Origin of the sequence: Clostridium putrefaciens, from assembly GCF_900461105.1 — a bacterium.
Lineage (GTDB): Bacteria > Bacillota > Clostridia > Clostridiales > Clostridiaceae > Clostridium_L > Clostridium_L putrefaciens.
On record NZ_UFWZ01000001.1, the window covers coordinates 2773128 to 2797355 of the forward strand.

Sequence of the window (24228 nt, forward strand, 5' to 3'; positions counted from 1 at the left end):
TACCTCCTTACTCGTCGTTTAATCTTAATCCCAAGCCTAAGTCTTTAAGTTTTCGTTCTACTTCTTCTAGGGACTTTCTTCCTAGGTTTCTAACCTTCATCATATCTTCAATAGATCTTTGGGCAAGTTCTTGAACTGTGTTTATTCCAGCTCTTTTTAAACAGTTATAACTTCTAACTGATAAATCAAGTTCCTCAATAGTCATTTCAAGAACCTTTTCCTTTTTATCTTCTTCTTTTTCAATCATAATCTCTACATCATTTGCATGATCAGTAAGAGTCATGAATAACTTAAAGTGTTCTATTAGAATTTTAGCTGATAAGCTTAAAGCTTCTTCGATTTTTATGGTTCCATTTGTCCAGATCTCTAAGGTTAGTTTATCATAATCTGTGATTTGACCAACCCTTGTGTTATCAACGGTAAAATTAACTCTTTTAACTGGGGTATATATGGAGTCTATAGGTATAGATGATATAGGAAGTTCTTCGATTTTGTTTTTATTTTGTGAAACATAACCTCTTCCTCTTCCAACTATAATCTCCATGTATAATCTTGCGTTATCATCCAGGGTTGCTATATGTAGATCTTTATTAACAACCTCTATATCGCTATCAGTTTTTATATCTCCAGCTGTTATTTCGCAAGGTCCCTTTGCATCTATATATATAGTCTTAGGGCCCTCACCTGTCATTTTAAGAGCAAGAGATTTAATGTTTAATATTAATTCTGTTACGTCTTCCTTAACACCTGGAACTGTTGAGAATTCATGAAGTACACCATCTATCTTTACATATCTAGCTGCAACACCAGGTAGTGAAGATATTAATATTCTTCTTAAAGCATTCCCAAGAGTTATACCGTATCCTCTCTCTAGAGGTTCTACAACAAACTTACCATAACTTTCATCTTCGCTAATTTCTATACACTCAATTTTAGGCTTCTCGATTTCTAACATTGGCAAACCCTCCTTGTTTTTTAAATGGCAACCTTATATGAGGGCAACTGATTCTATACCTACTAAATTGATTTTTCTATATTTAGCAGATTAATAGATTATTAGACTATTACTTACTATATAACTCAACTATTAATGTCTCGTTTATAGGAGCGTCTATATCTTGTCTTGATGGTTCAGCAATAACTGTTCCTTCAAAATTTTCTGGATTTGCTGTTAACCAACTTGGTAAAGTCTTTGGATTTTCAGCAAATATCTTGAATTTTTCAGTAGCCTTGCTTTTATCACAGATAGATACAACATCATTTATTGAAACTTGGTAAGATGGAATATCTACCTTACTTCCGTTTACTAAGAAATGTCCATGAGTAACTAATTGTCTAGCTTCTGTTCTTGAAGCCCCGTATCCAAACTTATAAGCTACATTGTCTAATCTCATCTCTAGTAATCTTAATAGATTTTCACCTGTTATTCCTCTTTGCTTATCTGCTTTTTCATAATATGTTCTAAATTGCTTTTCTAACACACCATATATTCTCTTAGCTTTTTGCTTTTCTCTTAATTGTAATCCGTAGTTGGATACTTTCTTTCTACTTTGTCCGTGTTGTCCTGGAGCATATGCTCTTCTCGCAAACGCACATTTATCTGTATAGCACCTATCTCCTTTAAGAAATAGTTTCATACCTTCTCTTCTGCATAATCTGCAGGTAGCTTCAGTATATCTTGCCATTAATTACACCTCCTGTTACTTATACTAAACTCTTCTTCTCTTTGGTGGTCTACAACCATTATGTGGTATTGGAGTAACATCTTTAATTAATGTAACTTCAATTCCAGCTGCTTGTAATGATCTTATAGCTGCTTCTCTTCCTGATCCTGGTCCTTTAACATAAACTTCAACACTCTTTAAGCCATGCTCCATTGCAACTTTTGCAGCTGTTTCTGCTGCCATTTGTGCTGCATATGGTGTGCTCTTTCTTGATCCTCTGAATCCTAAAGCACCTGCACTAGACCATGATAAAGCATTTCCAGCTGTATCAGTTAAAGTAACTATTGAATTATTGAACGTTGACTTTATGTGTGCTGCTCCATGTTCAATATTCTTTTTTTCTTTTCTTCTTCTTGTTTTCTTAACCTTTTGTGCTGCCATTACTCTACCTCCTTACTATTTCTTTCTGTTAGCTATAGTTCTCTTTGGACCTTTTCTTGTTCTAGCATTAGTTTTTGTTTTTTGTCCTCTTACTGGAAGACCTTTTCTATGTCTTATTCCTCTATAGCATCCAATTTCAACTAATCTTTTTATGTTAAGGGCAACTTCTCTTCTAAGATCTCCCTCAACCTTTAAGTTCTTATTTACATAATCTCTTATAACATTAACTTCTTCTTCACTAAGATCTCTCACCCTAGTATCACCATTAATGCCAGTTTCTTTTAACAGTTTTTTAGCGATGGAATTTCCTATTCCATATATATAAGTCAGACCTATTTCTATTCTTTTCTCTTTTGGTAGGTCAACACCTGATATTCTTGCCATTAAAATTTACACCTCCTGGTATTTAAACTTGCTTTTATATATTTAAAATCCTAGGTCAATAGAGTATATCGTTCCCTCTATTGTCAGCCTTACCTAAAACTTAATAGCAGATTGTCTTTTTTATTAATTACTATTTATGAAATTAGCCTTGCTTTTGCTTGTGCTTCGGATTTTCACAGATTACCATTACTCTTCCTTTTCTTTTTATGATCTTACACTTTTCACAAATAGGCTTAACTGACGGTCTTACTTTCATAGCTAATCCTCCTTATTACTTTGCTCTCCAGGTAATTCTTCCACGAGTTAAATCGTAAGGTGAAAGTTCTAATGTTACTTTATCACCTGGCAAAATTCGTATGAAATTCATTCTTAATTTCCCTGATATATGAGCAAGTATTACATGCCCACTTTCTAATTCTACCTGAAACATGGCGTTTGGTAAAGCATCAATTACTGTACCCTGCATTTCTATTATATCATCTTTTGACATAAGGTAATCAAACCTCCTTAACAATGGCTTTTAATATTAAAAAGCTTTTAATCTTAATATCTATATCTCGCTCATCACTTAACAAACTATCTTTAATCTCATTTGCAACCTCACAAGTTAAATTAAGATGCTTAAGCCTTTTTCTTTTAGGTTTATTTATAGTTTTCTTCTTTCCGTCAGCAACTAATACATAATTATCATCTATTTTCCCAATAATTATATATCCTTTATCTTTATCCCTGCCAGCTTTAGAATATGCAATTTTACCAATTAAGTCATTGTCTTGCAAAACATTCACCTCTATGATTACCTTAGCAATAAATCTACATTGAGATATAAGATTCAATGTGAATTTATAACTAAGCAGTTGTAACCTTATTTTGTTAGCGTAAGTATCTCTGGACCTTCATTTAATATAGCTACTGTATTTTCATAGTGTGCGGACAAGCTTCCATCTACAGTAACAACAGTCCATCCATTTGGTTTCGTAATTACTTTGAAACCGCCTATGTTTACCATAGGCTCAATAGCCAAAACCATCCCACTAACTAATTTGGGCCCTTTCCCAGGTTTTCCATAGTTCGGAACTTGGGGATCTTCATGCAGATCCCTTCCTATTCCGTGACCTACATAGTCTCTTACCACTGAAAACTTATTAGTTTCAATGTGCTGTTGAACAGCATAAGATATATCTGTAAGCCTATTTCCAACTACGGCCTTTTCTACACCTTTGAAAAAACTTTCTTTTGTAACCTCTATAAGTTTCATAATTTCACTAGAAACTTTTCCAACAGGGATGGTTCTAGCTGCATCTCCCTGATATCCATTTAAAATGGCTCCACAGTCAATACTTATGATATCACCTTCATTTAAAACCCTGTTGGTTGGTATACCATGAACTACTTCTTCATTAATAGAGGTACATATGGAAGCTGGAAATCCACCATATCCCTTAAAAGAAGGTTTTGCACCTTGCTTAGTTATAAATTCTTCCGCAATTTCATCTATCTTTGCAGTAGTAATTCCTGGTCTTACTATCTCTTCTAATTTTAAAAGAGTATCTCCCACCACTTTTCCTGCCTGCCTCATGTATTCAATTTCTTCGTGGGTTTTAATAATTATCATTTTTGTTGCTCCCTAGAATGTTACATATTTCCTCGAAAACTACATTAATAGCTTTAGTACCATCTACAATAGTTAGTAAACCTTCACTCTTATAGTAATTTATCAAAGGCTCTGTTTGCTTATCATAAACATCTAATCTTTCACTTACAGTACTTTCAACATCATCTTTTCTTTGAATTATATCAGTACCACAAATGTCACATCTTCCATCAATTGTTGGTGGATTGAATTTTATATGATAGCTAGCACCGCAAGCCGGGCAAACCCTTCTGCCTGTCATTCTTTCTAATATAAAGCCCCTTGGGACATCTATCAAAAGAGCTGTATTAAGCTTTTCGCCTCTAGAATTCAAAAAACATTCTAGAGCTTCTGCTTGCATAGCTGTTCTAGGAAAACCATCTAATAAGTACCCTTTATCACAATCTTCTTTTTTTAATCGATCCTTAACTATATCTATAGTTAAATCATCTGGAACCAAATGACCTTTATCAATATGTTTTTTAGCTTCAATGCCTAAAGGGGTGTTTTCTGCAATATTCTTTCTAAATATATCCCCTGTGGATATATGTGGTATAGAATATCTGTTGCTTATTGATTTTGCTTGTGTGCCCTTGCCGGCACCCGGTGGACCTAATAATACTATTTTCACTGGCATCATCTCCATCATCCCTATTTAAGAAATCCTTGATAATGACGCATTACTAATTGAGATTCCATTTGCCTTAATGTATCTAAGGATACTCCTACCATTATAAGTAACATAGTACCTCCAAATGAAATTTCTTTAAAAGAAGTGTAATTTTCAAGTATTATAGGGAATAAAGCAATTACCGCTGCAAAGATACCGCCTATAATAGAAATTCTATCTAGGATCCTTTCTAAGTATCTTGCTGTTGCATTTCCTGGTCTTACACCTGGTATAAATCCAGCTGATTTACTCATATTCTCTGCCATCTCTTCAGGTTTCATAGTAACCTGTGTATAGAACCAGGTAAAGAATATTGTTAATACAGCATAAAAGATTATATACATTATAGAGTTATTTTTAAATGGGCTGAAACGTCCATTTACTATCACTTTATTAAACCAAGATAAAGGCCAAAATTGTCCTATTGTAAAAGGAAATTGCATAACAGACATAGCAAATATTATAGCTATTACAGCTGAACTGGTGATGCTTATTGGAATATGTGAAGATTGACCTTTAAACACCTTATTCCCAACTGACTTTCCTGCATATTGAACAGGTATTCTTCTTTCTGCAAGTGACATACCTATTACAGCTAACAATAAAGCTAATGCTACTATTACAAATACTGCAATTTCTACAGGTCCGATATACTGTCCTTTTTTAAGAGATGATATCTTAAAAATAGTATTTGGAAATCTAGATATTATATTTACAAATATAATAAGTGAAACTCCATTACCAAGGCCCTTAACAGTAATCATATCTCCAAGCCACATCAAAAATGTTGATGCTGCTAATAAAGTCAATATTATCATGATTACATTCATCATAGAAGTATCCTTTATTGCATTTTGACTCTGTATTAATAAGAAAGAGCCATAAGCTTGTAGAACTCCTATAGGTATAGCTGCATATCTAGTAATATTTTGTATTTTCCTTCTTCCATCTTCTCCCTCTTTTGATAATTGTTCTAACTGAGGGATTGCAATAGTTAATAATTGCATAATAATTGATGCATTAATATAAGGAACAACACCTAATGCAAATATACTAAATGTACTAAATGCACCTCCTGATATTAAGTCATAAAAGTTAATCAGATTTCCAGATTGACCTGCAAAATCTGCTAAACGACTTGTATCAATTCCAGGAACAGGAATATGATTTCCCATCCTGAAAATTGCAATTAAAAATAAAGTATATATCAGTCTTTTTCGCAATTCTGGAACTTTCCAAGCATTACGTAGGGTTGATAGCATTTTTATACCACCTCAACTTTTCCCCCAGCCGCTTCAATTTTTTCAGCTGCAGTTTTAGAGAACTTAGTAGCTTTTACTGTTAAGTTCTTTTCTAAATTTCCATTTCCTAAAACCTTAACTCCGTCCTTAATCTTGCTTATTACTCTTCTTTCAAGTAATAATTCTGGTGTCACAACTGTTCCATCTTCAAATATATTTAATCTGTTAATATTCACTTCAACATATTCTTTAGCAAATATATTGGTAAATCCTCTTTTAGGTAGTCTTCTGTATAGTGGCATCTGACCTCCTTCAAATCCTGGTCTAACTCCACCACCACTTCTTGAATTTTGTCCATTTTCACCTTTTCCGGCGTTTCTTCCAAATCCTGAACCTGTACCTCTACCTACTCTTTTAGGAGCTTTTCTGCTTCCCTCTGCTGGTTTTAATTCATGAAGTCTCATCTATCTTTACACCTCCTTGCTCTCTTAAACTTCTTCAACTTTCAAAAGATAACTAACTTTATTTATCATTCCTAGTATTTGAGGAGTATCCTCATGCTCAATAGTTTTTCCTATCTTTTTAAGTCCAAGAGCATTTGTAGTTGCTATATGACCTTTTTTTCTACCAATTAAACTCTTAACTAAAGTTACTTTTAGTTTAGCCAAGGCAATCCCTCCTAACCTAAAATCTCTTCAACGTTTTTGCCTCTAAGCTTAGCAATTTGCTCAGCTGTTCTTAGACGACTTAATCCGTTGATTGTAGCATTAACCATGTTTCTTGGGTTTTTAGAACCTAAAGATTTTGCTCTTACGTCTTTTAAACCTGCTAGTTCAAGTACAGCTCTAGCTGCACCACCAGCTATAACTCCAGTACCTTCTGTTGCTGGCATTATAAGTACTCTACCAGTTCCAAATATACCATCAATTCCATGAGGAATTGTAGTTCCAACCATAGGAACCTCTATTAAATTTTTCTTTGCATCTTCGATGCCTTTTCTTATTGCTTCAGGTATTTCAGCAGATTTTCCCATACCAACGCCTACATGTCCGTTCTCGTCTCCGACAACAACAAGAGCGCTGAATCTGAAGTTTCTACCACCCTTAACAACCTTAGTTACTCTGTTTATAAAAACAACTTTTTCCTTAAGGTCTAGTGTGCTAGGATCGATTCTCATTTATTTCCCTCCCTAAATTAGAATTCTAAGCCAGCTTCTCTTGCTGCTTTTGCAAGTTCTTCAATTCTTCCGTGATATATGTATCCACCTCTATCAAATACAACTTGCTTAATTCCTTTGTCTAATGCTTTTTTAGCAATTATTTCTCCTACTTTTTGAGCAGCTTCTTTATTGCTTCCTAAGCTTATCTCTAAGTCTTTATCTAAAGTAGAGGCAGCTACAAGTGTTTTTTGTGAAACATCATCTATAATTTGTGCATATATATGTTTTTCACTTCTATAAACAGAAAGTCTTGGTCTCTCAGCAGTACCAGTTATCTTTTTACGTACTCTAAGATGGCGTCTTTCTCTGCCTTTTTGTCTGTCATCCTTCTTTAACATAAAGGTTCACTCCTTTCTATTACTTTTTACCTGTTTTACCTTCTTTACGTCTTACGATTTCGCCCTCATATCTTATACCTTTACCTTTGTATGGCTCTGGTTTTCTCCACACTCTTATATCAGCAGCTGCATCTCCAACGGCTTCTTTATCTATTCCTTTTATTGCAATTTTGTTTGCAGCAAGGATTTCAAAAATTACTCCACCTACTGGTTCTATTTCAACTGGATGTGAAAAACCTAAGTTTAACACTAATTTAGTTCCTTGAAGTTGTGCTTTGTATCCAACTCCAATTAATTCTAATATCTTTTGGTAACCCTCTGTTACCCCGATAACCATGTTATTTATTAAAGATCTTGTCAATCCGTGAAACGCTCTAAGTTGTTTTTCATCGCTTGATCTACTAACTACTACTGTGTTATCTTCAATAGCTATAGTCATTTCTTTTCTCATAGCTCTTGTAAGTTCACCTTTAGGGCCTTTTACTGTAACAACATTATCTGGTGTTATAGTAACATTTACGCCGCTTGGTATAGCGATGGGCATCTTACCTATTCTTGACATATTCGCACCTCCTACACTCCGATTACGCATATCTATGCATTTTATTAATATTTATATAAACTCTTTATACTACCAAACGTAGCAGAGTACTTCTCCACCAAGTCCCGCTTTTCTAGCTTCTCTATCAACCATTATTCCTTGAGAAGTAGATATTACTGCTATTCCTAAGCCATTTAATACTCTAGGAATTTCTTCTTTTCTAGAATATACTCTTAGTCCTGGTTTAGATATTCTCTTTAATCCAGTTATTACCTTTTGATTGTTTGAAACATATTTCAAAGTGATTCTCATCATTGGAACTACTCCATCAGAGTATTCCTCTATATCTTTTATATAACCTTCTTGAAGTAGTATATTAGTTATAGCCTTCTTAACTGTTGAAGAAGGAACCTCGACTATTTCATGTCTAACAGCATTTGCGTTTCTTATACGAGTCAGCAAATCTGCAATTGGATCCGTGATAACTCCCATATTCATTGCCTCCTTTCGTTACATTAACATTTACCAGCTTGCTTTTCTGCATCCAGGTATTTCTCCCTTATGTGCAAGTTCTCTAAAGCAAATACGGCAAATTCCATACTTACTTAAAACCGCATGGGGTCTTCCACATAATCTACATCTTGTATAAGCTCTAGTAGAATACTTAGGTGTTTTTTTCCATTTTTCTATTATTGCTTTACGTGCCACGTTTTCCCCTCCTTAATTACTGAGCAAATGGCATACCAAGGAATCTTAATAACTCTCTTGCTTCCTCGTCTGTCTTTGCACTAGTTACAAATATTATATCCATTCCTCTTACTTTATCAATTTTATCATATTCCACTTCTGGGAATATTAATTGTTCTTTTATTCCTAATGCATAGTTTCCTCTACCATCAAAAGATTTATCTGATATTCCTCTAAAGTCTCTAACTCTTGGTAAAGCTATACTTATTAGTTTATCAGCAAATTCGAACATTTGAACTTTTCTCAAAGTTACTTTACAACCTATTGGCATGTTCTCTCTTAATTTGAAGTTAGCTACAGACTTCTTAGCCTTAGTTAGTATTGGTTTTTGACCAGTTATTAATTGAATATCAGATACAGCTGAATCTAAAACTTTCGAATTATCTTTCGCTTCTCCAACTCCCATATTGATAACTATTTTCTCTAACTTTGGAACTTCCATTATATTCTTATATCCAAACTTTTCCATCAAAGCTGGGACTACTTCATTATCATATTTTTCTTTTAATCTTGGAATCATCAATTTTACCTCCTTTCAGATCCTAAAATGTTTCTTCGCATTTCTTGCAAACTCTTACTTTTGTTCCATCTTCTAATAGCTTGTTGCTTATCCTTGTTACAGATTTGCATTTTTGACAATATAACATAACCTTTGAGCTATGTATTGCTATTTCTTCTCTAACTATTCCACCTTGCATATTTTCTTTACTAGGTTTCTTATGCTTAGATACTATATTAACGCCTCTAACTAGGATTTTACTCTTTTTAGGTGTAACAGCTATTACTTCACCCGTTTTACCTTTATCTTTTCCGGATATAACCATTACCATATCACTTTTTCTTACATGAACCTTCATTGTGTTGCCACCTCCCTATCTTATAGAACTTCAGGTGCTAATGATAATATTTTTGTAAAATCTTTTTCTCTTAGCTCCCTAGCAACTGGTCCGAAGATACGTGTTCCTTTTGGCTGTTTATCTTCTTTAATTACAACAGCTGCATTTTCATCAAATCTAATATAAGAACCATCAGCTCTTCTTAAGCCCTTAACTGACCTTACAATTACTGCTTTAACTACTTCACCTTTTTTAACAACTCCACCTGGTGTTGCACTTTTAACGCTAGCAACTATTATATCTCCAATGTTTCCGTATTTTCTTCCGGAACCACCTAAAACTCTAATACACATTATTTCCTTAGCACCAGAATTGTCTGCTACCTTAAGCCTGCTTTGTTGCTGTATCATTCAAATATCCTCCTTTCAGTTTAAAGACTACTTTGCCTTTTCAACTATTTCAACAAGTCTCCATCTTTTATCTTTTGATAAAGGTCTTGTTTCCATTATCTGTACTCTATCATTTAAATTTGCTTCATTATTTTCATCATGAGTTTTAAACTTTGTAGTTTTGTTAACTGTTTTTCCGTATAACGGGTGACGTACTTTAGTCTCAACAGCTACAACTATAGTTTTATCCATTTTATCGGAAACAACTCTTCCAACTCTTGTCTTTCTATTTGCTCTTTCCACTGAATTGACCTCCTTTCAAGGTTATTGTTGAATAGACCTTAACTCTTCTTCTCTTAAGATGGTCTTTACTTGGGCTATAGACTTCTTAACTTCTTTAATTCTCATTGGATTTTCTAATTGGCCTGTAGCTAATTGAAACCTTAAATTAAAAAGTTCCCCTTTAAGGTTATCTAGCTTACCTTCTAGTTCTTGGGGTGAGTTTGTTCTTAAATCTTGTAACTCTCTAGCCTTCATTACTTTCACCACCCATTTCCTCAAAATCGCTCCTTGTAACAAACTTACTTGATATAGGAAGCTTATGTTGAGCAAGTCTCATTGCTTCTCTTGCTACTTCTTCTGAAACACCTGATAACTCAAACAAAACTCTGCCTGGTTTAACAACTGCTACCCAATATTCTGGTGAACCTTTACCTGATCCCATACGAGTTTCAGCAGGTTTTTCAGTTATTGGCTTATCTGGGAAAATCTTTATCCAAAGCTTCCCACCTCTTTTAATATATCTATTGATAGCTACTCTAGCTGCTTCTATTTGATTGCTAGTAATCCAACCACATTCAGTTGCTTGAATTGCGTAATCTCCGTAAGCTATAAAATTACCTCTTGTAGCTTTACCACGCATTCTACCTTTCTGAACTTTACGATGTTTTACTCTTTTAGGCATTAACATCTCGAATTCCTCCTTTCTTATGCGTTAGCCTCTTCCTTTTTAACTGGAAGAACTTCTCCCTTATAAACCCATACTTTTACTCCGATTTTACCATATGTTGTATTTGCCTCTGCAAATCCATAATCAATATCCGCTCTTAATGTTTGTAGTGGAATTGTTCCATCATGATAATGTTCTGTTCTAGCTATTTCTGCACCAGCAAGTCTTCCTGCACAATTTATCTTAACACCCTTAGCTCCAGCTCTCATTGATCTTTGAATTGTTTGTTTCATTGCTCTTCTAAAAGAAATTCTTTTTTCAAGTTGTGCTGCTATATTTTCAGACATTAACTGAGCATCTATCTCTGTATTTCTAACTTCAACTATATTAATTAATATATTTTTACCAGTTACAAACTGTTCTAATCCTTTTTTAAGTGTATCAATTCCTGATCCACCTTTTCCAATGATTACTCCAGGTTTTGCTGTATATATATTTAATTTAATTCTTTTAGCAGCTCTTTCAATTTCTATTCTTGAAATACCTGCTGCATAGGACTTTGTTTTAACGTAATTTCTGATTTGATTATCTTCTATAAGGTAATCAGCAAAATTTCTCTTATCAGCAAACCATTTCGCATTCCAATCTTTAATTACGCCAACTCTAAAACCATTAGGATTTACTTTTTGTCCCACTATATTTCCCTCCTTTTTTAAGCTATTTCTTTAACAATTACTGTTATGTGGCTTGATCTTTTATTTATTCTAAATGCTCTACCTTGAGCATGTGGTTGAAATCTCTTTAATGTTGGTCCAGGTCCCACATACGCTTCTGCAACTATTAATCTAGAAACATCTAAATTAAGATTGTTTTCAGCGTTTGCTACAGCTGATTTTAGAACTTTATCTATAACTACCGCAGCATCCTTTTGGGTGTATTTTAGTATAGCAAAAGCTTCATTTACATTTTTACCTTTTATCAAGTTTAAAACAATCCCAACTTTCATTGGAGACATTCTCACATATTTAGCTATAGCTTTAGCTTCCATTTCTATTCCTCCTTTCTCAAGGCTTATCTTACCTTTGATGATTTTTCACTATTAACGTGTCCTCTGTAAGTTCTTGTTAATGCGAACTCACCTAATTTATGTCCTACCATGTCTTCGCTAACGAAAACTGGAACATGTTTTCTACCATCATGAACTGCGATGGTATGACCTATCATTTGTGGAAAAATAGTTGAACTTCTTGACCAAGTCTTTACAACCTTTTTCTCACCGGCTTTGTTCATTTCGATTATCTTGTTTAAAAGGCTCTCATGGACAAAAGGTCCTTTCTTTGTTGATCTACTCACTAGATATTCCTCCCTTCAAATGGATACAGTATACCAAAGAGAATATTTCATATTCTCTTTGACTACTTACTGTTTCTTCCTCTTATTATTAATCTATCTGAATATTTCTTAGTTTTTCTAGTCTTATATCCAAGTGCTGGTTTACCCCATGGTGTAAGTGGTGATGGTCTACCTACTGGTGATTTACCTTCTCCTCCACCGTGTGGATGGTCACATGGATTCATAACGGATCCTCTTACTGTAGGTCTCCATCCCATGTGTCTTTTTCTTCCTGCTTTACCTATGTTAACATCTTTGTGTGCAACATTTGAAACTGTACCTATAGTAGCCTTACACTCAACTCTTACATATCTAACTTCACCACTTGGAAGTCTTAGTGTAGCGTAGTTACCTTCTTTAGCCATTAGTTGAGCAGATGATCCTGCTGATCTAACTAATTGAGCTCCTCTTCCTGCATGAAGTTCTATGTTATGAATAACTGTACCTACTGGTATGTTCTTCATTGGAAGAGTATTTCCTGGTTTAATATCAGATTCTGATCCAGATACTATAACGTCTCCAACTTTTATTCCAACTGGAGCGATTATGTATGTCTTTTCTCCATCAGCATATACTATAAGTGCTATGTACGCTGATCTATTTGGATCATACTCGATAGTTGATACCTTTGCTGGTATACCATCTTTGTTTCTTTTGAAATCTATTATTCTATATTTTTGTTTAGCTCCACCACCGTGGTGTCTAACAGTTATCTTACCATGAGCATTTCTACCCGCTGTTTTGCTTTTTGCAACTAAAAGAGATTTCTCAGGTTTATCTGTTGTTATCTCTTCAAATGTTGGCATTGTCATTTGTCTTCTTGATGGGGTAGTCGGTCTAAATTTCTTAACTGCCATCTAAATTCCCTCCTTGCTTACGCTTTTCTGGCTCTTTGCCAATACCTGCTTTTTTTATTGCATTCCGTCAAAGAATTCTATTGTCTTACTATCTTCTGTTAATTTAACAATAGCTTTTTTGTAGTCTGCTCTCTTTCCTACATGTACGCCTACTCTTTTTGTTTTTCCCATAGTTCTAATGGTTTTTACATCTTCAACTTTAACGCCAAAAACTTCTTCAACAGCTCTCTTTATTTGAGATTTGTTAGCTGATACATGAACGATGAAGGTGTATTTTTTTTCTGCCATTGATGTCATGCTTTTTTCTGTTATAACAGGTTTTCTTATTATATCATGACTTGTTAACTTCATTATGCGTACACCTCCTCAATCTTAGACAAAGCGTCTTTAGTTATAATAACTTTTTCGTATTTCAATAAATCATACACGTTAATGTTGTTTACTGGGATTACGCTTACTCCCTCAATGTTTCTTGAAGACTTGTATATTACTTGATTTGATTCTGAAGTAATTATTAACGCCTTCTTAGCTTCAAACGCATTAAGCATTTTAACTATTTCTTTTGTTTTTGGAGCATCTAGACTTAAGCTCTCTAAAACTATCATTTCATTGTCTTGAACTTTGCTTGTTAAAGCAGATTTCATAGCAACTTTTCTCATTGTTTTAGGGACTGAAACTCTATAATCTCTTGGCTTTGGTGCAAATACGATTCCTCCATGTATCCATTGAGGTGCTCTTATTGAACCCTGTCTAGCTCTACCTGTTCCTTTTTGTCTCCAAGGCTTTATTCCGCCTCCTGAAACTTCTGCTCTTGTCTTAGCTGATTGTGTTCCTTGTCTTTTATTTGCAAGTAACGCAACTACTACTTGATGCATTGCATATTCATTAACTTCTACTCCAAATACGCTATCTGATAATTGGAAATCTCCAACCTTTTTACCTTCTACATTAAATAATCCTACTTTAGGCATTCTACTTCCTCCTTTCTTCCAAAGAATTAAGCCTTAACTGAATTTCTTATTATAACCATTCCCTTGTTTGGGCCTGGTATTCCACCTTTAATCAATATCACGTTTTTCTCTGGCATTATTCTAACAACTTGAAGATTTAATACTGTTGTATTAACATTCCCCATATGTCCTGGTAATTTTTTATTTTTAAATGTTCTTGATGGATCTGATGATGCTCCCATAGACCCTACTGCTCTATGGAACTTAGAACCATGGGACATAGGTCCTCTATGTGCATTCCATCTCTTAATTGTTCCTTGGAACCCCTTACCTTTAGAAATACCACATATATCAACTTTGTCTCCCTCTTCGAAGGTATCAACTTTGATTTCTTGACCTATTTCATATACGCTGCAGTCCTCTAATTTAAATTCTCTTATGAATCTTTTAAATGGAGCACCCGCTTTAGTAAATTGTCCTTTTCTTGGCTTGTTAACTAGCTTTTCTCTTATTTCTCCATAACCCACTTGTATAGCATCATATCCATCTTTTTCTGTAGTCTTCATTTGAAGTACTACATTTGGAGTTGCTTCAACAACAGTTACTGGAACTATTTTACCATTAGCATCAAATATTTGTGTCATGCCAATCTTTTTACCCATTATTGCTTTTTTCATTACCTTACACCTCCTAAACATATTAGCGGATCACCGACTTAAGTAGCAATCATAATAGTTCGTAATAGTTATCTATTACGCGTACACCATATGTACGTTATAGTTTAATTTCTATATCCACGCCTGCTGGTAGATCTAATCTCATTAGAGCATCTACAGTCTTTGGTGATGGATTCAATATATCTATCAATCTTTTGTGAGTTCTAATCTCGAACTGTTCTCTAGCATCTTTGTACTTATGAACTGCTCTTAGTACTGTTATAATGTCTTTCTCTGTAGGTAGTGGCACTGGCCCAGCTACTTGAGCTCCTGTAGATTTTGCAGTTTCTACAATCTTTTCTGCTGATTGATCTAATATCTTGTGATCAAAAGCCTTTAATCTTATTCTAATTTTTTGTTTTGCCATTTTATTTCCCTCCTTTTCCTGTACGTATTACTTCTAACGCACAACAGCGGACCTTCTGTAAACTGTTCCGGGTGTTTCTTGATTTTATACTTCTCACCTAACAGTTCAAGCAATCCCGTCGCTGGGTTCTTAGACCCTAACATACTCAACAAGAATTCCCCGGAAGTCCAGCAACCTCTCGTCTCATCGCTGTTATAGCTTTACAACTACTTTATTATACTATATTTAGTTTGAAGTTACAAGCATTTTAATTCATTTATTTTGTAGTATTGACATATACTTTGGTGTTTAATCCGCTACTTAAAGTATACCTTTTAATACACTTTAAGTATTATATATTTAATTTCAAGTTATTGCAACAGTAAACATTAAAATATATGATTTGTTTTAAAATTATTTCTAAAAGCACTATCTAACTTTGGCAAAATAAAAGTGGATAAGATCGTCACCTTATCCACTTAAAATCAATCGATTGATTTTGTAATTTTATAATTATTTTGTTATTGTAGTAACAACTCCTGATCCAACTGTTCTTCCGCCTTCTCTTATAGCAAATCTTAAACCTTCATCCATAGCTACTGGATTGATTAGTTCAACATTCATATCTATATGATCTCCAGGCATTACCATTTCCATTCCGTCTGGTAATTTGATTGATCCTGTTACATCTGTTGTTCTGAAATAAAATTGTGGTCTATATCCATCGAAGAATGGTGTATGTCTTCCGCCTTCTTCTTTTTTAAGTACATATACTTGACCTACAAACTTGTTGTGTGGGTTTACACTACCTGGTTTTGCAAGTACTTGACCTCTTTCTATTTCTGCTCTTTGTATTCCTCTTAATAGAACTCCTACATTATCCCCTGCCATTGCTTGGTCTAGTAACTTTCTGAACATTTCTACTCCTGTTACTACTACCTTTCTCTTGTCTTCAGATAATCCTACTAATTCTACTTCTTCTCCAACCTTTAAAATCCCAGTTTCAACTCTTCCTGTTGCAACTGTTCCTCTACCTGTAATTGTAAATACATCTTCTACTGGCATTAAGAACGGTTTATCAGTTGCTCTTTCTGGTGTTGGAATATAGCTATCTATTGCTTCCATTAAGTCTAATATAGGCTTAATAGCTACTTCATCTGTTGGGTTTTCTAATGCTTTTAATGCTGATCCTGCTACTATTGGTGTATCGTCTCCTGGGAAATCATATTCACTTAATAGTTCTCTAACTTCCATTTCAACTAATTCTAATAATTCTGGATCATCTACCATATCTGCCTTGTTTAAGAATACTACTATATAACCAACACCTACTCTAGATGCTAATAATATATGTTCTCTTGTTTGTGGCATTGGACCATCTGCTGCTGATACAACTAAGATAGCTCCATCCATTTGTGCTGCACCTGTAATCATATTCTTTACATAGTCAGCATGACCTGGACAGTCCACGTGTGCATAATGTCTATTTTCTGTTTCATATTCTACGTGAGAAGTATTGATTGTTATTCCTCTTTCCTTCTCCTCTGGTGCCTTATCTATTTGATCATACTTAAATGCTTCTGCAAATCCTCTGCTAGCTAATACTGATGTTATAGCTGCTGTTAATGTTGTCTTACCATGGTCTACGTGACCTATTGTTCCAATATTAACGTGTGGTTTACTTCTTTCAAATTTTGCTTTTGACATTTGTAAATTCCTCCTTGCTATTAAAGACATATTTTGTTATATTATTTTTTACCTACTACTTGTTCTTGTATGCTCTTTGGCACTTCTTCGTAATGATCAAACTCCATGCTGTAAGTACCCCTACCTTGTGTCTTTGATCTAAGCGTTGTAGCATATCCAAACATTTCTGAAAGTGGAACAAATGAGTTGATAACTTGAGCTCCTGATCTAGCTTCCATACTTTCAATTTTTCCTCTTCTAGAGTTTATATCTCCTATAACATCTCCCATGTATTCTTCAGCTACAACAACTTCAACTTTCATTGCTGGCTCAAGTAATACTGGATCAGCTTTAGCCATAGCATTTTTAAATGCCATAGATCCTGCTATTTTAAATGCCATTTCTGAGGAGTCAACATCATGATATGACCCATCAACTAGTCTTACTTTAAAGTTTATAACTGGATATCCTGATAAAATACCACTATCTGATGCTTCTTTAATTCCATTATCTATTGCTGGTATATATTCTCTTGGAATAGATCCTCCAACGATAGCATTTTCGAATACATATTCACCTTCATTTGGTATCATTTCAATCCAACAATGACCATACTGACCACGTCCACCAGATTGTCTAACAAACTTACCTTCAGCTTTAACAGCTTTTCTGATAGTTTCTTTGTAAGCAACTTGTGGTTTACCAACATTACATTCAACTTTAAATTCTCTTTGAAGTCTATCTACTATAATTTCAAGGTGAAGTTCACCCATACCTGCTATAATAACTTGACCTGTTTCTTGATCAGTAAAAGTCTTGAATGTTGGATCTTCTTCTGCAAGCTTTGAAAGCGCTAATCCCATCTTTTCTTGACTGGCTTTAGTCTTAGGCTCAATAGCTACAGATATAACTGGTTCTGGAAAGTCCATAGTTTCAAGTATAATTGGATCATTTTCACTACATAGAGTATCTCCTGTAGTTGTATCTTTAAGTCCAACAACTGCACCTAAATCTCCTGCATATAACTCATCAACTTCTTCTCTGTGATTTGCATGCATTCTAACAAGCCTTCCAACTCTTTCTCTTTTTCCCTTTGTTGAGTTTAATACATATGTACCACTCTTCATTGTTCCAGAGTAGATTCTTGTAAATGCTAGTTTACCTACAAATGGATCTGTTGCTATTTTAAATGCTAGTGCAGAAAGTGGTTCAGCTTCATCAGCTTTTCTTTCATCTTCTTCTTCACTGTCTATTTTAACACCTTTTACTGGTGGTATATCTAAAGGTGATGGCATATATGCAACAGCAGCGTCTATCATTTCTTGAACGCCTTTGTTTTTATATGATGATCCACAAATAACTGGGATTATTTGATTGCCAATAGTAGCTTTTCTTAAAGCTGCATTTATTTCATCTTCAGTTATTTCTTCTCCATCTAGATATTTAACCATTAACTCTTCATCGCATTCTGCAATAGACTCAAGCATAGCTAATCTATATTCTTCAGCCTTTTCTTTTAATTCTGCTGGTATTTCACCCTCTTCGATTTCAGTTCCTAAATCGTTCTTGTGAACTATTCCAATCATCTTTACAAGATCAACCATTCCCATGAATTCCGATTCTTGACCTATTGGTATTTGAATTGGCACTGCATTTGCTTTAAGTCTATCTCTTATAGAATTTAAACAGGTGTAGAAGTCTGCCCCAACAGCATCCATCTTATTTACATATATCATTCTTGGTACACCATACTTATCCGCTTGTCTCCAAACAGTTTCAGTTTGTGGTTCTACCCCACTCTTAGCATCAAGAACTGTTACAGCTCCATCAAGAACCCTAAGAGATCTTTCAACCTCAACTGTAAAGTCTACGTGGCCTGGTGTATCGATTATGTTTATCTCATAACCCTTCCACTGGCATGTAGTAGCTGCTGAAGTAATTGTTATACCTCTTTCTTGTTCTTGAACCATCCAGTCCATTGTAGCTGCACCTTCATGAGTTTCCCCTATTTTATGTGTTTTTCCTGTGTAAAATAAAATACGCTCAGTTGTTGTAGTTTTACCTGCATCGATATGAGCCATTATCCCTATATTACGGTACTTTTCTAACGCAAATTGTCTTGGCACTATATATTCCTCCTCTCAGCATATAATCTGAGTAAATTAGTAATTAAATCTGATAAAACTGTTTTGGCAAAAGCCAAAACAGTTTTATGTTAATATCTGTAATGAGCGAATGCTTTATTAGCTTCAGCCATTTTATGTGTTTCTTCTCTTTTCTTAACTGCAGCGCCTGTATTGTTGGAAGCATCGATTAACTCATTTGCTAATCTTTCCCTCATGTATTTTTCTCCTCTTTTTCTAGAAGCGATTAACAACCATCTTATTCCCAATGTTTGTCTTCTCTCTGGTCTTACTTCCATTGGTACTTGGTAAGTAGCACCACCTATTCTTCTAGCTTTAACCTCTAGTAACGGCATTATATTAGCCATAGCTGTTTCAAAAACTTCCAAAGCATCTTTTTCTGTTTTCTCTGCAATTATATCAAATGCGTCGTAGCATATTTGTTGTGCTACTCCTCTTTTACCGTCTAACATTATACTGTTTATAAGCTTTGTAACAACTTCACTGTTGTACAAAGGGTCTAGTAAAACTTCTCTTTTTCCTATATGTCCTTTTCTTGGCACTTTTCTTCCCTCCTTAACATAAATATTTAAGTTCATTGGTACTCGGCTTTACGCCGCAAAGTGCTCTGTTCTCCGGAATCTATATAAACTTACGTTTATAAATCTATGTAAACACGAAGACATAGCACCAGATTTAAGCAAAATTATTTTTGCTTTGGTCTCTTAGCCCCATACTTTGATCTACTTTGCATTCTGTTAGCTACACCTGCTGAGTCTAAAGCTCCTCTAATAATATGATATCTAACCCCTGGAAGGTCTTTTACTCTTCCACCTCTTATTAAAACAACACTATGCTCTTGTAGATTGTGTCCTATTCCTGGAATGTATGCAGATACTTCGTAACCATTTGTCAATCTAACTCTTGCAACTTTTCTAAGTGCGGAGTTAGGCTTCTTTGGTGTAGTAGTTTTAACTACTGTGCATACACCTCTTTTTTGTGGACAGTTTTTTAAAGCTGGTGACCCAGATTTAGTTGCTGTTGTCTTTCTGCCTTTTCTTACTAATTGGCTAATTGTTGGCATGTTTTCACCTCCTATATTTTAAAAAGTAGTTTTGGTATTCTATTAAAATTAAGATAATAGCTAATTAATTATTCTTTTAGGATTAAAGTAGCTGCTGAACCTACCTCTATTCCGCACATCTTACCTAAGTACTTCATGGTGGGAATATATTCTATTTCTATGTTCTTTTCTTCAGCTATGCTAACTATAGGTATTGTAATTTTTGAATCTGCATCTTCTGCTACATATAGTTTTAACCCCTGGTCGTTATTTAATGCTTTTGTAACTTGCTTTATGCCTACGACCTTTTTTCCTAAAAGTCTGTCTATCATGAGGGTTACCTCCTTGAAATTTAAAATTAAACCCGGAGTGAAGCCTAGGCTTCACTCCGAAAAACTCATGTAAACAAATTTAATGTAATATTTAAAATATCCTTGTTATAAAATCACACAAGCTATATTTTATCATTTTCATTATGCCATGTCAATAAAATTAATTAATCTTCTAATGTATTAACATGCTCTTTTTCTTCTACATCAATTTCTGTATTTAATCTTACTGATCCATATCTACTCATACCTGTACCAGCAGGGATAAGTTTTCCTATGATTACATTTTCTTTAAGTCCTAGTAACGGATCAATTTTACCTTTTATAGCTGCATCAGTTAATACTCTTGTAGTTTCTTGGAAGGATGCTGCTGATAAGAAGGAATCTGTTGCTAAAGCCGCCTTTGTAATTCCGAGAAGTACTTGGTCTCCCTTAGCTTCTTCTAACTTAGCTTTTTTAACCCTTCCATTCTCTTCTATAAAATCAAATATATCTATCATAGTTCCTTGTAGAAGGTCTGTATCTCCTGGTTCTAATACTTTAACCTTTCTAGTCATCTGTCTTACTACAACTTCAAGATGCTTATCATTTATATCAACACCCTGTAATCTATATACCTTTTGAACTTCTGACAATAAATATTCTCTAACTCCTTCAAGTCCTTTAATTCTCATAACATCATGTGGGTTTACTGACCCTTCTGTTATCTCATCTCCAGCCTCAATTGAGTCTCCATTACTAACTTTCATTCTTGAACCAAATGGAATCTCATAAGTGATCTCCTCACCTGATTCTGTAACTATAATTATTGATCTCTTTTTCTTTGTTTCTTCCATTTTAACTGTACCAGATACTTCCGCTACTGTAGCTAATCCCTTTGGTTTTCTAGCTTCAAATAGCTCCTCTACTCTTGGAAGTCCTTGAGTTATATCGGCTCCTGCAACTCCACCGGTATGGAAAGTTCTCATTGTAAGCTGTGTACCTGGTTCACCAATGGATTGAGCTGCTATTATACCTACAGCCTCACCTATAGTTATCTTTTGTCCAGTAGCCATATTCATACCATAACAAGTGGCACAAACACCTACTTTACAATCACAACTAAATACTGATCTTATTTTTACTTTTTTGACCCCAGCACTTTGTACTTTTCCTGCTATTTCACCAGTCATATAAGTATGATTTTTAACTATAACCTTCGCAGTTTTTGGATCTATTATATCTTCTGCAGAATATCTTCCTGTTAGTCTTTCTTTTAATTCTTCTATAGGTTCATTTCCAACTTTAATTTCAGAAACATAGATTCCATCTTTAGTTCTGCAATCTTCATTTCTTACTATTACATCTTGACTAACATCAACAAGTCTTCTTGTAAGATATCCTGAGTCAGCTGTTTTAAGAGCAGTATCAGCATTACCTTTTCTAGCTCCATGAGTTGATATGAAATATTCCAATACATCTAGTCCTTCCCTAAAGGAAGCTTTAATTGGAAGTTCTATGATTTTACCGGATGGATTGGCCATAAGACCTCTCATACCCGCTAACTGTTTTATCTGACTCTTAGAACCTCTTGCTCCAGAATCAGCCATCATAAATATCGGATTAAATCTATCCAAGTTATTCATTAGAGCATTAGCTACATCTTCAGTAGTCTTAGTCCACTTATCTATAACTCTTTCATATCTCTCTTCTTCAGAAATAAATCCTCTTTTATACATTTTCTCTATCTTCTTAACAGTTTCTTCTGCTTCTTTAAGTAATTCAGCTTTCTGTCCAGGAACAACCATGTCAGATACTGAAACTGTAATAGCTCCAATAGTAGAATAATGATATCCCTTTGCTTTGATTTCATCTAGCATTACTGATGTTTGCGTTGGTCCATGAACTGTATAACAGTTTTCAACTATGCGACCAAGAGCCTTTTTATCTATCAAAAAGTCAACTTCAAGTTTAAACAAGTTTTCTTCTAAAGTTCTATCTACAAAACCTAAATCTTGAGGTATAGATTCGTTAAATATAAGTTTACCAACAGAAGTATTTATTATTCCTTGCTTCATTTCACCATTAATTTCTCTAGTCATCCTAACTTTTATCTTAGCATGTAAAGAAATTTCTTTAACTTCATAAGCCATAATAGCTTCCTCTGGTGATATAAATATCTTTCCTTCACCTATTTCTCCATCTTTATCTAAACTCAAATAATATGAACCTAATATCATATCCTGTGTAGGAACTGATACTGGCTTACCATCTGATGGCTTTAAAATATTTCCAGCAGCAAGCATTAAAAATCTTGCTTCCGCTTGGGCTTCAACAGAAAGAGGTACATGGACTGCCATTTGGTCTCCATCAAAGTCAGCATTATAAGCTGTACAAACTAAAGGATGAAGTTTTATAGCTCTACCTTCAACTAGGACTGGTTGGAATGCTTGAATTCCTAATCTATGCAGTGTAGGTGCACGGTTTAACAATACCGGATGATCTGAAATAACTTCTTCTAGTACATCCCATACCTGTGGCATTACTCTTTCTACCATTCTCTTAGCACTCTTTATGTTGTGTGCCAAAGAATTTTCAACTAGTTTTTTCATAACGAAAGGTTTGAAAAGTTCTAGTGCCATTTCTTTTGGCAAACCACATTGATACATTTTAAGTTCAGGTCCAACAACAATAACTGATCTTCCAGAATAGTCAACACGCTTACCTAGTAAGTTCTGTCTAAATCTACCCTGTTTTCCTTTAAGCATATCGGACAAAGACTTAAGTGGTCTGTTTCCAGGCCCCGTTACAGGCCTACCTCTTCTACCGTTATCTATCAATGCATCTACTGCTTCTTGAAGCATTCTCTTTTCATTTCTAACTATTATATTAGGTGCTCCTAAATCTAATAGTTTCTTTAATCTATTATTTCTATTTATAACCCTTCTGTATAAATCATTTAAATCAGAAGTTGCAAATCTTCCACCATCTAATTGAACCATAGGTCTTAGATCTGGTGGGATTACAGGTATTACCCCTATAATCATCCAAACTGGCTTATTTCCTGACTTTTTAAATGATTCCATAACTTCAAGTCTTCTTATTATTCTTATTTTCTTTTGTCCTGTACTATTCTTTAGATCTTCTTTTAAATCCACAGTTGATTTTACTAAATCAATTTCTTCTAATAAAACTTTTACAGATTCTGCTCCCATACCTGCTGAGAAACTTTCCTCACCATACTTATCTATAGCTTCTCTATATTCTTTTTCATTAAGAAGTTGTTTCTTTAAAAGAGGTGTATCTTTAGGATCTAAAACAATATAAGACGCAAAGTACAAAACTTTTTCAAGGGACCTAGGAGACATATCTAGCATTAAGCCCATTCGAGAAGGTATTCCTTTGAAATACCAAATATGAGATACTGGGGCTGCAAGTTCTATATGCCCCATTCTCTCACGTCTTACTTTAGACTTTGTGACTTCAACTCCGCATCTATCACAAACTATCCCCTTATATCTTACTCTCTTATATTTTCCACAATGGCATTCCCAATCTTTTGTTGGTCCAAATATTCTTTCACAAAAGAGGCCATCTCTTTCAGGTTTTAATGTTCTATAATTTATTGTTTCTGGTTTTTTAACTTCCCCTCTAGACCATTCTCTTATCTGTTCTGGAGAAGCTAAACTTATTTGCATGGCATCAAAATTATTTAATTCAATCAAGGGTAATCCT

37 protein-coding genes are annotated in these 24228 nt (G+C 34.5%); all 37 read right to left on the minus strand.

All coding sequences use genetic code 11. The annotated features are described in order from the left end of the window. Positions 1-7: 7 nt before the first annotated feature. The 37 genes from DY168_RS12675 to rpoC all read right to left on the minus strand — a co-directional run bounded on the left by DY168_RS12675 (position 8) and on the right by rpoC (position 24218). Positions 8-955, minus strand: a complete 948-nt coding sequence (locus DY168_RS12675; protein ID WP_115642076.1) for a DNA-directed RNA polymerase subunit alpha — start codon at positions 953-955, stop codon at positions 8-10. Between the two features lie 109 nt (positions 956-1064). Beyond that, a complete protein-coding gene (rpsD, locus tag DY168_RS12680; RefSeq protein ID WP_115642077.1) occupies positions 1065-1685 on the minus strand; it encodes a 30S ribosomal protein S4 in 621 nt (206 codons plus the stop codon). Positions 1686-1709: 24 nt separating this feature from the next. Continuing rightward, a complete protein-coding gene (gene rpsK / locus DY168_RS12685) occupies positions 1710-2105 on the minus strand; it encodes a 30S ribosomal protein S11 (RefSeq protein WP_115642078.1) in 396 nt (131 codons plus the stop codon). A 15-nt stretch (positions 2106-2120) separates the two neighbouring features. After that, entirely contained in the window at positions 2121-2489 is a 369-nt protein-coding gene (rpsM, locus tag DY168_RS12690; protein ID WP_115642079.1) for a 30S ribosomal protein S13, read from the minus strand. 142 nt (positions 2490-2631) lie between these two features. Further along, positions 2632-2745, minus strand: a complete 114-nt coding sequence (gene rpmJ, locus DY168_RS12695; protein ID WP_025434559.1) for a 50S ribosomal protein L36 — start codon at positions 2743-2745, stop codon at positions 2632-2634. Positions 2746-2760: 15 nt separating this feature from the next. Continuing rightward, positions 2761-2979 carry a translation initiation factor IF-1 gene (gene infA, locus DY168_RS12700; protein WP_029451387.1) on the minus strand — a complete coding sequence of 73 codons (219 nt, stop codon included), beginning with the start codon at positions 2977-2979 and terminating at the stop codon, positions 2761-2763. 7 nt (positions 2980-2986) lie between these two features. Next, entirely contained in the window at positions 2987-3277 is a 291-nt protein-coding gene (locus DY168_RS12705) for a KOW domain-containing RNA-binding protein (RefSeq protein ID WP_242984132.1), read from the minus strand. Between the two features lie 77 nt (positions 3278-3354). Beyond that, positions 3355-4104: a type I methionyl aminopeptidase gene (gene map, locus DY168_RS12710; RefSeq protein WP_115642080.1), complete on the minus strand. Its 750-nt coding sequence runs from the start codon at positions 4102-4104 to the stop codon at positions 3355-3357. Further along, positions 4091-4753 (minus strand): adenylate kinase, encoded by a 663-nt coding sequence (locus DY168_RS12715; RefSeq protein WP_115642501.1) that lies wholly within the window; start codon positions 4751-4753, stop codon positions 4091-4093. The genes map and DY168_RS12715 overlap by 14 nt, the downstream gene beginning before the upstream one ends. A 20-nt stretch (positions 4754-4773) precedes the next feature. After that, the gene (gene secY, locus DY168_RS12720; protein WP_115642081.1) at positions 4774-6054 is read right to left on the minus strand and encodes a preprotein translocase subunit SecY; all 1281 of its coding nucleotides are present in this window, start codon (positions 6052-6054) and stop codon (positions 4774-4776) included. A 2-nt stretch (positions 6055-6056) separates the two neighbouring features. Beyond that, positions 6057-6497 (minus strand): 50S ribosomal protein L15, encoded by a 441-nt coding sequence (gene rplO, locus DY168_RS12725; protein WP_115642082.1) that lies wholly within the window; start codon positions 6495-6497, stop codon positions 6057-6059. A gap of 24 nt (positions 6498-6521) precedes the next feature. Continuing rightward, positions 6522-6701 carry a 50S ribosomal protein L30 gene (gene rpmD, locus DY168_RS12730; protein ID WP_115642083.1) on the minus strand — a complete coding sequence of 60 codons (180 nt, stop codon included), beginning with the start codon at positions 6699-6701 and terminating at the stop codon, positions 6522-6524. A gap of 11 nt (positions 6702-6712) precedes the next feature. Next, positions 6713-7210 (minus strand): 30S ribosomal protein S5, encoded by a 498-nt coding sequence (rpsE, locus tag DY168_RS12735; protein WP_115642084.1) that lies wholly within the window; start codon positions 7208-7210, stop codon positions 6713-6715. Between the two features lie 17 nt (positions 7211-7227). After that, the gene (gene rplR, locus DY168_RS12740) at positions 7228-7590 is read right to left on the minus strand and encodes a 50S ribosomal protein L18 (RefSeq protein WP_115642085.1); all 363 of its coding nucleotides are present in this window, start codon (positions 7588-7590) and stop codon (positions 7228-7230) included. 19 nt (positions 7591-7609) lie between these two features. Continuing rightward, complete coding sequence (rplF, locus tag DY168_RS12745; protein ID WP_115642086.1) at positions 7610-8152, minus strand: 50S ribosomal protein L6; 543 nt, start codon at positions 8150-8152, stop codon at positions 7610-7612. Positions 8153-8221: 69 nt separating this feature from the next. Continuing rightward, positions 8222-8623 carry a 30S ribosomal protein S8 gene (rpsH, locus tag DY168_RS12750; protein WP_115642087.1) on the minus strand — a complete coding sequence of 134 codons (402 nt, stop codon included), beginning with the start codon at positions 8621-8623 and terminating at the stop codon, positions 8222-8224. A 30-nt stretch (positions 8624-8653) separates the two neighbouring features. Continuing rightward, a complete protein-coding gene (locus DY168_RS12755; protein WP_029451399.1) occupies positions 8654-8839 on the minus strand; it encodes a type Z 30S ribosomal protein S14 in 186 nt (61 codons plus the stop codon). 16 nt (positions 8840-8855) lie between these two features. Further along, complete coding sequence (rplE, locus tag DY168_RS12760) at positions 8856-9398, minus strand: 50S ribosomal protein L5 (RefSeq protein WP_115642088.1); 543 nt, start codon at positions 9396-9398, stop codon at positions 8856-8858. A gap of 22 nt (positions 9399-9420) precedes the next feature. Further along, positions 9421-9735, minus strand: coding sequence for a 50S ribosomal protein L24 (gene rplX, locus DY168_RS12765; protein ID WP_115642089.1), 315 nt, complete (start codon positions 9733-9735; stop codon positions 9421-9423). 20 nt (positions 9736-9755) lie between these two features. Next, on the minus strand, positions 9756-10124 hold the full coding sequence (gene rplN, locus DY168_RS12770) for a 50S ribosomal protein L14 (RefSeq protein ID WP_029451402.1): 369 nt from the start codon (positions 10122-10124) through the stop codon (positions 9756-9758). Between the two features lie 27 nt (positions 10125-10151). Next, positions 10152-10406, minus strand: a complete 255-nt coding sequence (gene rpsQ / locus DY168_RS12775; protein ID WP_029451404.1) for a 30S ribosomal protein S17 — start codon at positions 10404-10406, stop codon at positions 10152-10154. A gap of 21 nt (positions 10407-10427) precedes the next feature. Beyond that, positions 10428-10640 carry a 50S ribosomal protein L29 gene (rpmC, locus tag DY168_RS12780; protein WP_029451405.1) on the minus strand — a complete coding sequence of 71 codons (213 nt, stop codon included), beginning with the start codon at positions 10638-10640 and terminating at the stop codon, positions 10428-10430. Continuing rightward, positions 10630-11073, minus strand: a complete 444-nt coding sequence (rplP, locus tag DY168_RS12785) for a 50S ribosomal protein L16 (protein WP_115642090.1) — start codon at positions 11071-11073, stop codon at positions 10630-10632. Before rplP ends, rpmC begins: the two co-directional genes overlap by 11 nt. A gap of 17 nt (positions 11074-11090) precedes the next feature. Further along, positions 11091-11747 (minus strand): 30S ribosomal protein S3, encoded by a 657-nt coding sequence (rpsC, locus tag DY168_RS12790; protein WP_115642091.1) that lies wholly within the window; start codon positions 11745-11747, stop codon positions 11091-11093. Positions 11748-11764: 17 nt separating this feature from the next. Then, positions 11765-12100: a 50S ribosomal protein L22 gene (gene rplV, locus DY168_RS12795; protein WP_115642092.1), complete on the minus strand. Its 336-nt coding sequence runs from the start codon at positions 12098-12100 to the stop codon at positions 11765-11767. Positions 12101-12123: 23 nt separating this feature from the next. After that, entirely contained in the window at positions 12124-12405 is a 282-nt protein-coding gene (rpsS, locus tag DY168_RS12800; RefSeq protein ID WP_115642093.1) for a 30S ribosomal protein S19, read from the minus strand. Between the two features lie 62 nt (positions 12406-12467). Then, positions 12468-13301 carry a 50S ribosomal protein L2 gene (gene rplB / locus DY168_RS12805; RefSeq protein WP_115642094.1) on the minus strand — a complete coding sequence of 278 codons (834 nt, stop codon included), beginning with the start codon at positions 13299-13301 and terminating at the stop codon, positions 12468-12470. A gap of 54 nt (positions 13302-13355) precedes the next feature. Next, entirely contained in the window at positions 13356-13652 is a 297-nt protein-coding gene (gene rplW, locus DY168_RS12810) for a 50S ribosomal protein L23 (protein WP_029451412.1), read from the minus strand. Continuing rightward, on the minus strand, positions 13652-14272 hold the full coding sequence (rplD, locus tag DY168_RS12815; RefSeq protein ID WP_115642095.1) for a 50S ribosomal protein L4: 621 nt from the start codon (positions 14270-14272) through the stop codon (positions 13652-13654). Before rplD ends, rplW begins: the two co-directional genes overlap by 1 nt. Before the next feature lie 26 nt (positions 14273-14298). Continuing rightward, the gene (gene rplC / locus DY168_RS12820; RefSeq protein WP_115642096.1) at positions 14299-14928 is read right to left on the minus strand and encodes a 50S ribosomal protein L3; all 630 of its coding nucleotides are present in this window, start codon (positions 14926-14928) and stop codon (positions 14299-14301) included. A gap of 97 nt (positions 14929-15025) precedes the next feature. After that, positions 15026-15334 carry a 30S ribosomal protein S10 gene (rpsJ, locus tag DY168_RS12825; protein ID WP_029451415.1) on the minus strand — a complete coding sequence of 103 codons (309 nt, stop codon included), beginning with the start codon at positions 15332-15334 and terminating at the stop codon, positions 15026-15028. Positions 15335-15826: 492 nt separating this feature from the next. Next, positions 15827-17020, minus strand: a complete 1194-nt coding sequence (tuf, locus tag DY168_RS12830) for an elongation factor Tu (RefSeq protein ID WP_115642097.1) — start codon at positions 17018-17020, stop codon at positions 15827-15829. A gap of 41 nt (positions 17021-17061) precedes the next feature. Beyond that, positions 17062-19125, minus strand: a complete 2064-nt coding sequence (gene fusA / locus DY168_RS12835) for an elongation factor G (RefSeq protein WP_115642098.1) — start codon at positions 19123-19125, stop codon at positions 17062-17064. Positions 19126-19214: 89 nt separating this feature from the next. Further along, a complete protein-coding gene (gene rpsG, locus DY168_RS12840) occupies positions 19215-19685 on the minus strand; it encodes a 30S ribosomal protein S7 (protein WP_029451419.1) in 471 nt (156 codons plus the stop codon). Positions 19686-19828: 143 nt separating this feature from the next. Continuing rightward, the gene (gene rpsL, locus DY168_RS12845; protein WP_115642099.1) at positions 19829-20206 is read right to left on the minus strand and encodes a 30S ribosomal protein S12; all 378 of its coding nucleotides are present in this window, start codon (positions 20204-20206) and stop codon (positions 19829-19831) included. A 68-nt stretch (positions 20207-20274) separates the two neighbouring features. After that, positions 20275-20517, minus strand: coding sequence for a ribosomal L7Ae/L30e/S12e/Gadd45 family protein (locus tag DY168_RS12850; RefSeq protein WP_115642100.1), 243 nt, complete (start codon positions 20515-20517; stop codon positions 20275-20277). 164 nt (positions 20518-20681) lie between these two features. Further along, positions 20682-24218: a DNA-directed RNA polymerase subunit beta' gene (gene rpoC / locus DY168_RS12855; RefSeq protein WP_115642101.1), complete on the minus strand. Its 3537-nt coding sequence runs from the start codon at positions 24216-24218 to the stop codon at positions 20682-20684. Positions 24219-24228 lie beyond the last annotated feature (10 nt).

What these genes read in the sequence shown, in the direction of transcription:
- DY168_RS12675 (WP_115642076.1), bottom strand. Translation starts at nt 955, where the DNA reads ATGTTAGAAATCGAGAAGCCTAAAATTGAGTGTATAGAAATTAGCGAA.
- rpsD (WP_115642077.1), bottom strand. Translation starts at nt 1,685, where the DNA reads ATGGCAAGATATACTGAAGCTACCTGCAGATTATGCAGAAGAGAAGGT.
- rpsK (WP_115642078.1), bottom strand. Translation starts at nt 2,105, where the DNA reads ATGGCAGCACAAAAGGTTAAGAAAACAAGAAGAAGAAAAGAAAAAAAG.
- rpsM (WP_115642079.1), bottom strand. Translation starts at nt 2,489, where the DNA reads ATGGCAAGAATATCAGGTGTTGACCTACCAAAAGAGAAAAGAATAGAA.
- rpmJ (WP_025434559.1), bottom strand. Translation starts at nt 2,745, where the DNA reads ATGAAAGTAAGACCGTCAGTTAAGCCTATTTGTGAAAAGTGTAAGATC.
- infA (WP_029451387.1), bottom strand. Translation starts at nt 2,979, where the DNA reads ATGTCAAAAGATGATATAATAGAAATGCAGGGTACAGTAATTGATGCT.
- map (WP_115642080.1), bottom strand. Translation starts at nt 4,104, where the DNA reads ATGATAATTATTAAAACCCACGAAGAAATTGAATACATGAGGCAGGCA.
- secY (WP_115642081.1), bottom strand. Translation starts at nt 6,054, where the DNA reads ATGCTATCAACCCTACGTAATGCTTGGAAAGTTCCAGAATTGCGAAAA.
- rplO (WP_115642082.1), bottom strand. Translation starts at nt 6,497, where the DNA reads ATGAGACTTCATGAATTAAAACCAGCAGAGGGAAGCAGAAAAGCTCCT.
- rpsE (WP_115642084.1), bottom strand. Translation starts at nt 7,210, where the DNA reads ATGAGAATCGATCCTAGCACACTAGACCTTAAGGAAAAAGTTGTTTTT.
- rplR (WP_115642085.1), bottom strand. Translation starts at nt 7,590, where the DNA reads ATGTTAAAGAAGGATGACAGACAAAAAGGCAGAGAAAGACGCCATCTT.
- rplF (WP_115642086.1), bottom strand. Translation starts at nt 8,152, where the DNA reads ATGTCAAGAATAGGTAAGATGCCCATCGCTATACCAAGCGGCGTAAAT.
- rpsH (WP_115642087.1), bottom strand. Translation starts at nt 8,623, where the DNA reads ATGGGAGTTATCACGGATCCAATTGCAGATTTGCTGACTCGTATAAGA.
- rplE (WP_115642088.1), bottom strand. Translation starts at nt 9,398, where the DNA reads ATGATTCCAAGATTAAAAGAAAAATATGATAATGAAGTAGTCCCAGCT.
- rplX (WP_115642089.1), bottom strand. Translation starts at nt 9,735, where the DNA reads ATGAAGGTTCATGTAAGAAAAAGTGATATGGTAATGGTTATATCCGGA.
- rplN (WP_029451402.1), bottom strand. Translation starts at nt 10,124, where the DNA reads ATGATACAGCAACAAAGCAGGCTTAAGGTAGCAGACAATTCTGGTGCT.
- rpmC (WP_029451405.1), bottom strand. Translation starts at nt 10,640, where the DNA reads ATGAAGGCTAGAGAGTTACAAGATTTAAGAACAAACTCACCCCAAGAA.
- rplP (WP_115642090.1), bottom strand. Translation starts at nt 11,073, where the DNA reads ATGTTAATGCCTAAAAGAGTAAAACATCGTAAAGTTCAGAAAGGTAGA.
- rplV (WP_115642092.1), bottom strand. Translation starts at nt 12,100, where the DNA reads ATGGAAGCTAAAGCTATAGCTAAATATGTGAGAATGTCTCCAATGAAA.
- rplB (WP_115642094.1), bottom strand. Translation starts at nt 13,301, where the DNA reads ATGGCAGTTAAGAAATTTAGACCGACTACCCCATCAAGAAGACAAATG.
- rplW (WP_029451412.1), bottom strand. Translation starts at nt 13,652, where the DNA reads ATGAAGTTAACAAGTCATGATATAATAAGAAAACCTGTTATAACAGAA.
- rplD (WP_115642095.1), bottom strand. Translation starts at nt 14,272, where the DNA reads ATGCCTAAAGTAGGATTATTTAATGTAGAAGGTAAAAAGGTTGGAGAT.
- rplC (WP_115642096.1), bottom strand. Translation starts at nt 14,928, where the DNA reads ATGAAAAAAGCAATAATGGGTAAAAAGATTGGCATGACACAAATATTT.
- rpsJ (WP_029451415.1), bottom strand. Translation starts at nt 15,334, where the DNA reads ATGGCAAAACAAAAAATTAGAATAAGATTAAAGGCTTTTGATCACAAG.
- tuf (WP_115642097.1), bottom strand. Translation starts at nt 17,020, where the DNA reads ATGTCAAAAGCAAAATTTGAAAGAAGTAAACCACACGTTAATATTGGA.
- rpsL (WP_115642099.1), bottom strand. Translation starts at nt 20,206, where the DNA reads ATGCCAACAATTAGCCAATTAGTAAGAAAAGGCAGAAAGACAACAGCA.
- DY168_RS12850 (WP_115642100.1), bottom strand. Translation starts at nt 20,517, where the DNA reads ATGATAGACAGACTTTTAGGAAAAAAGGTCGTAGGCATAAAGCAAGTT.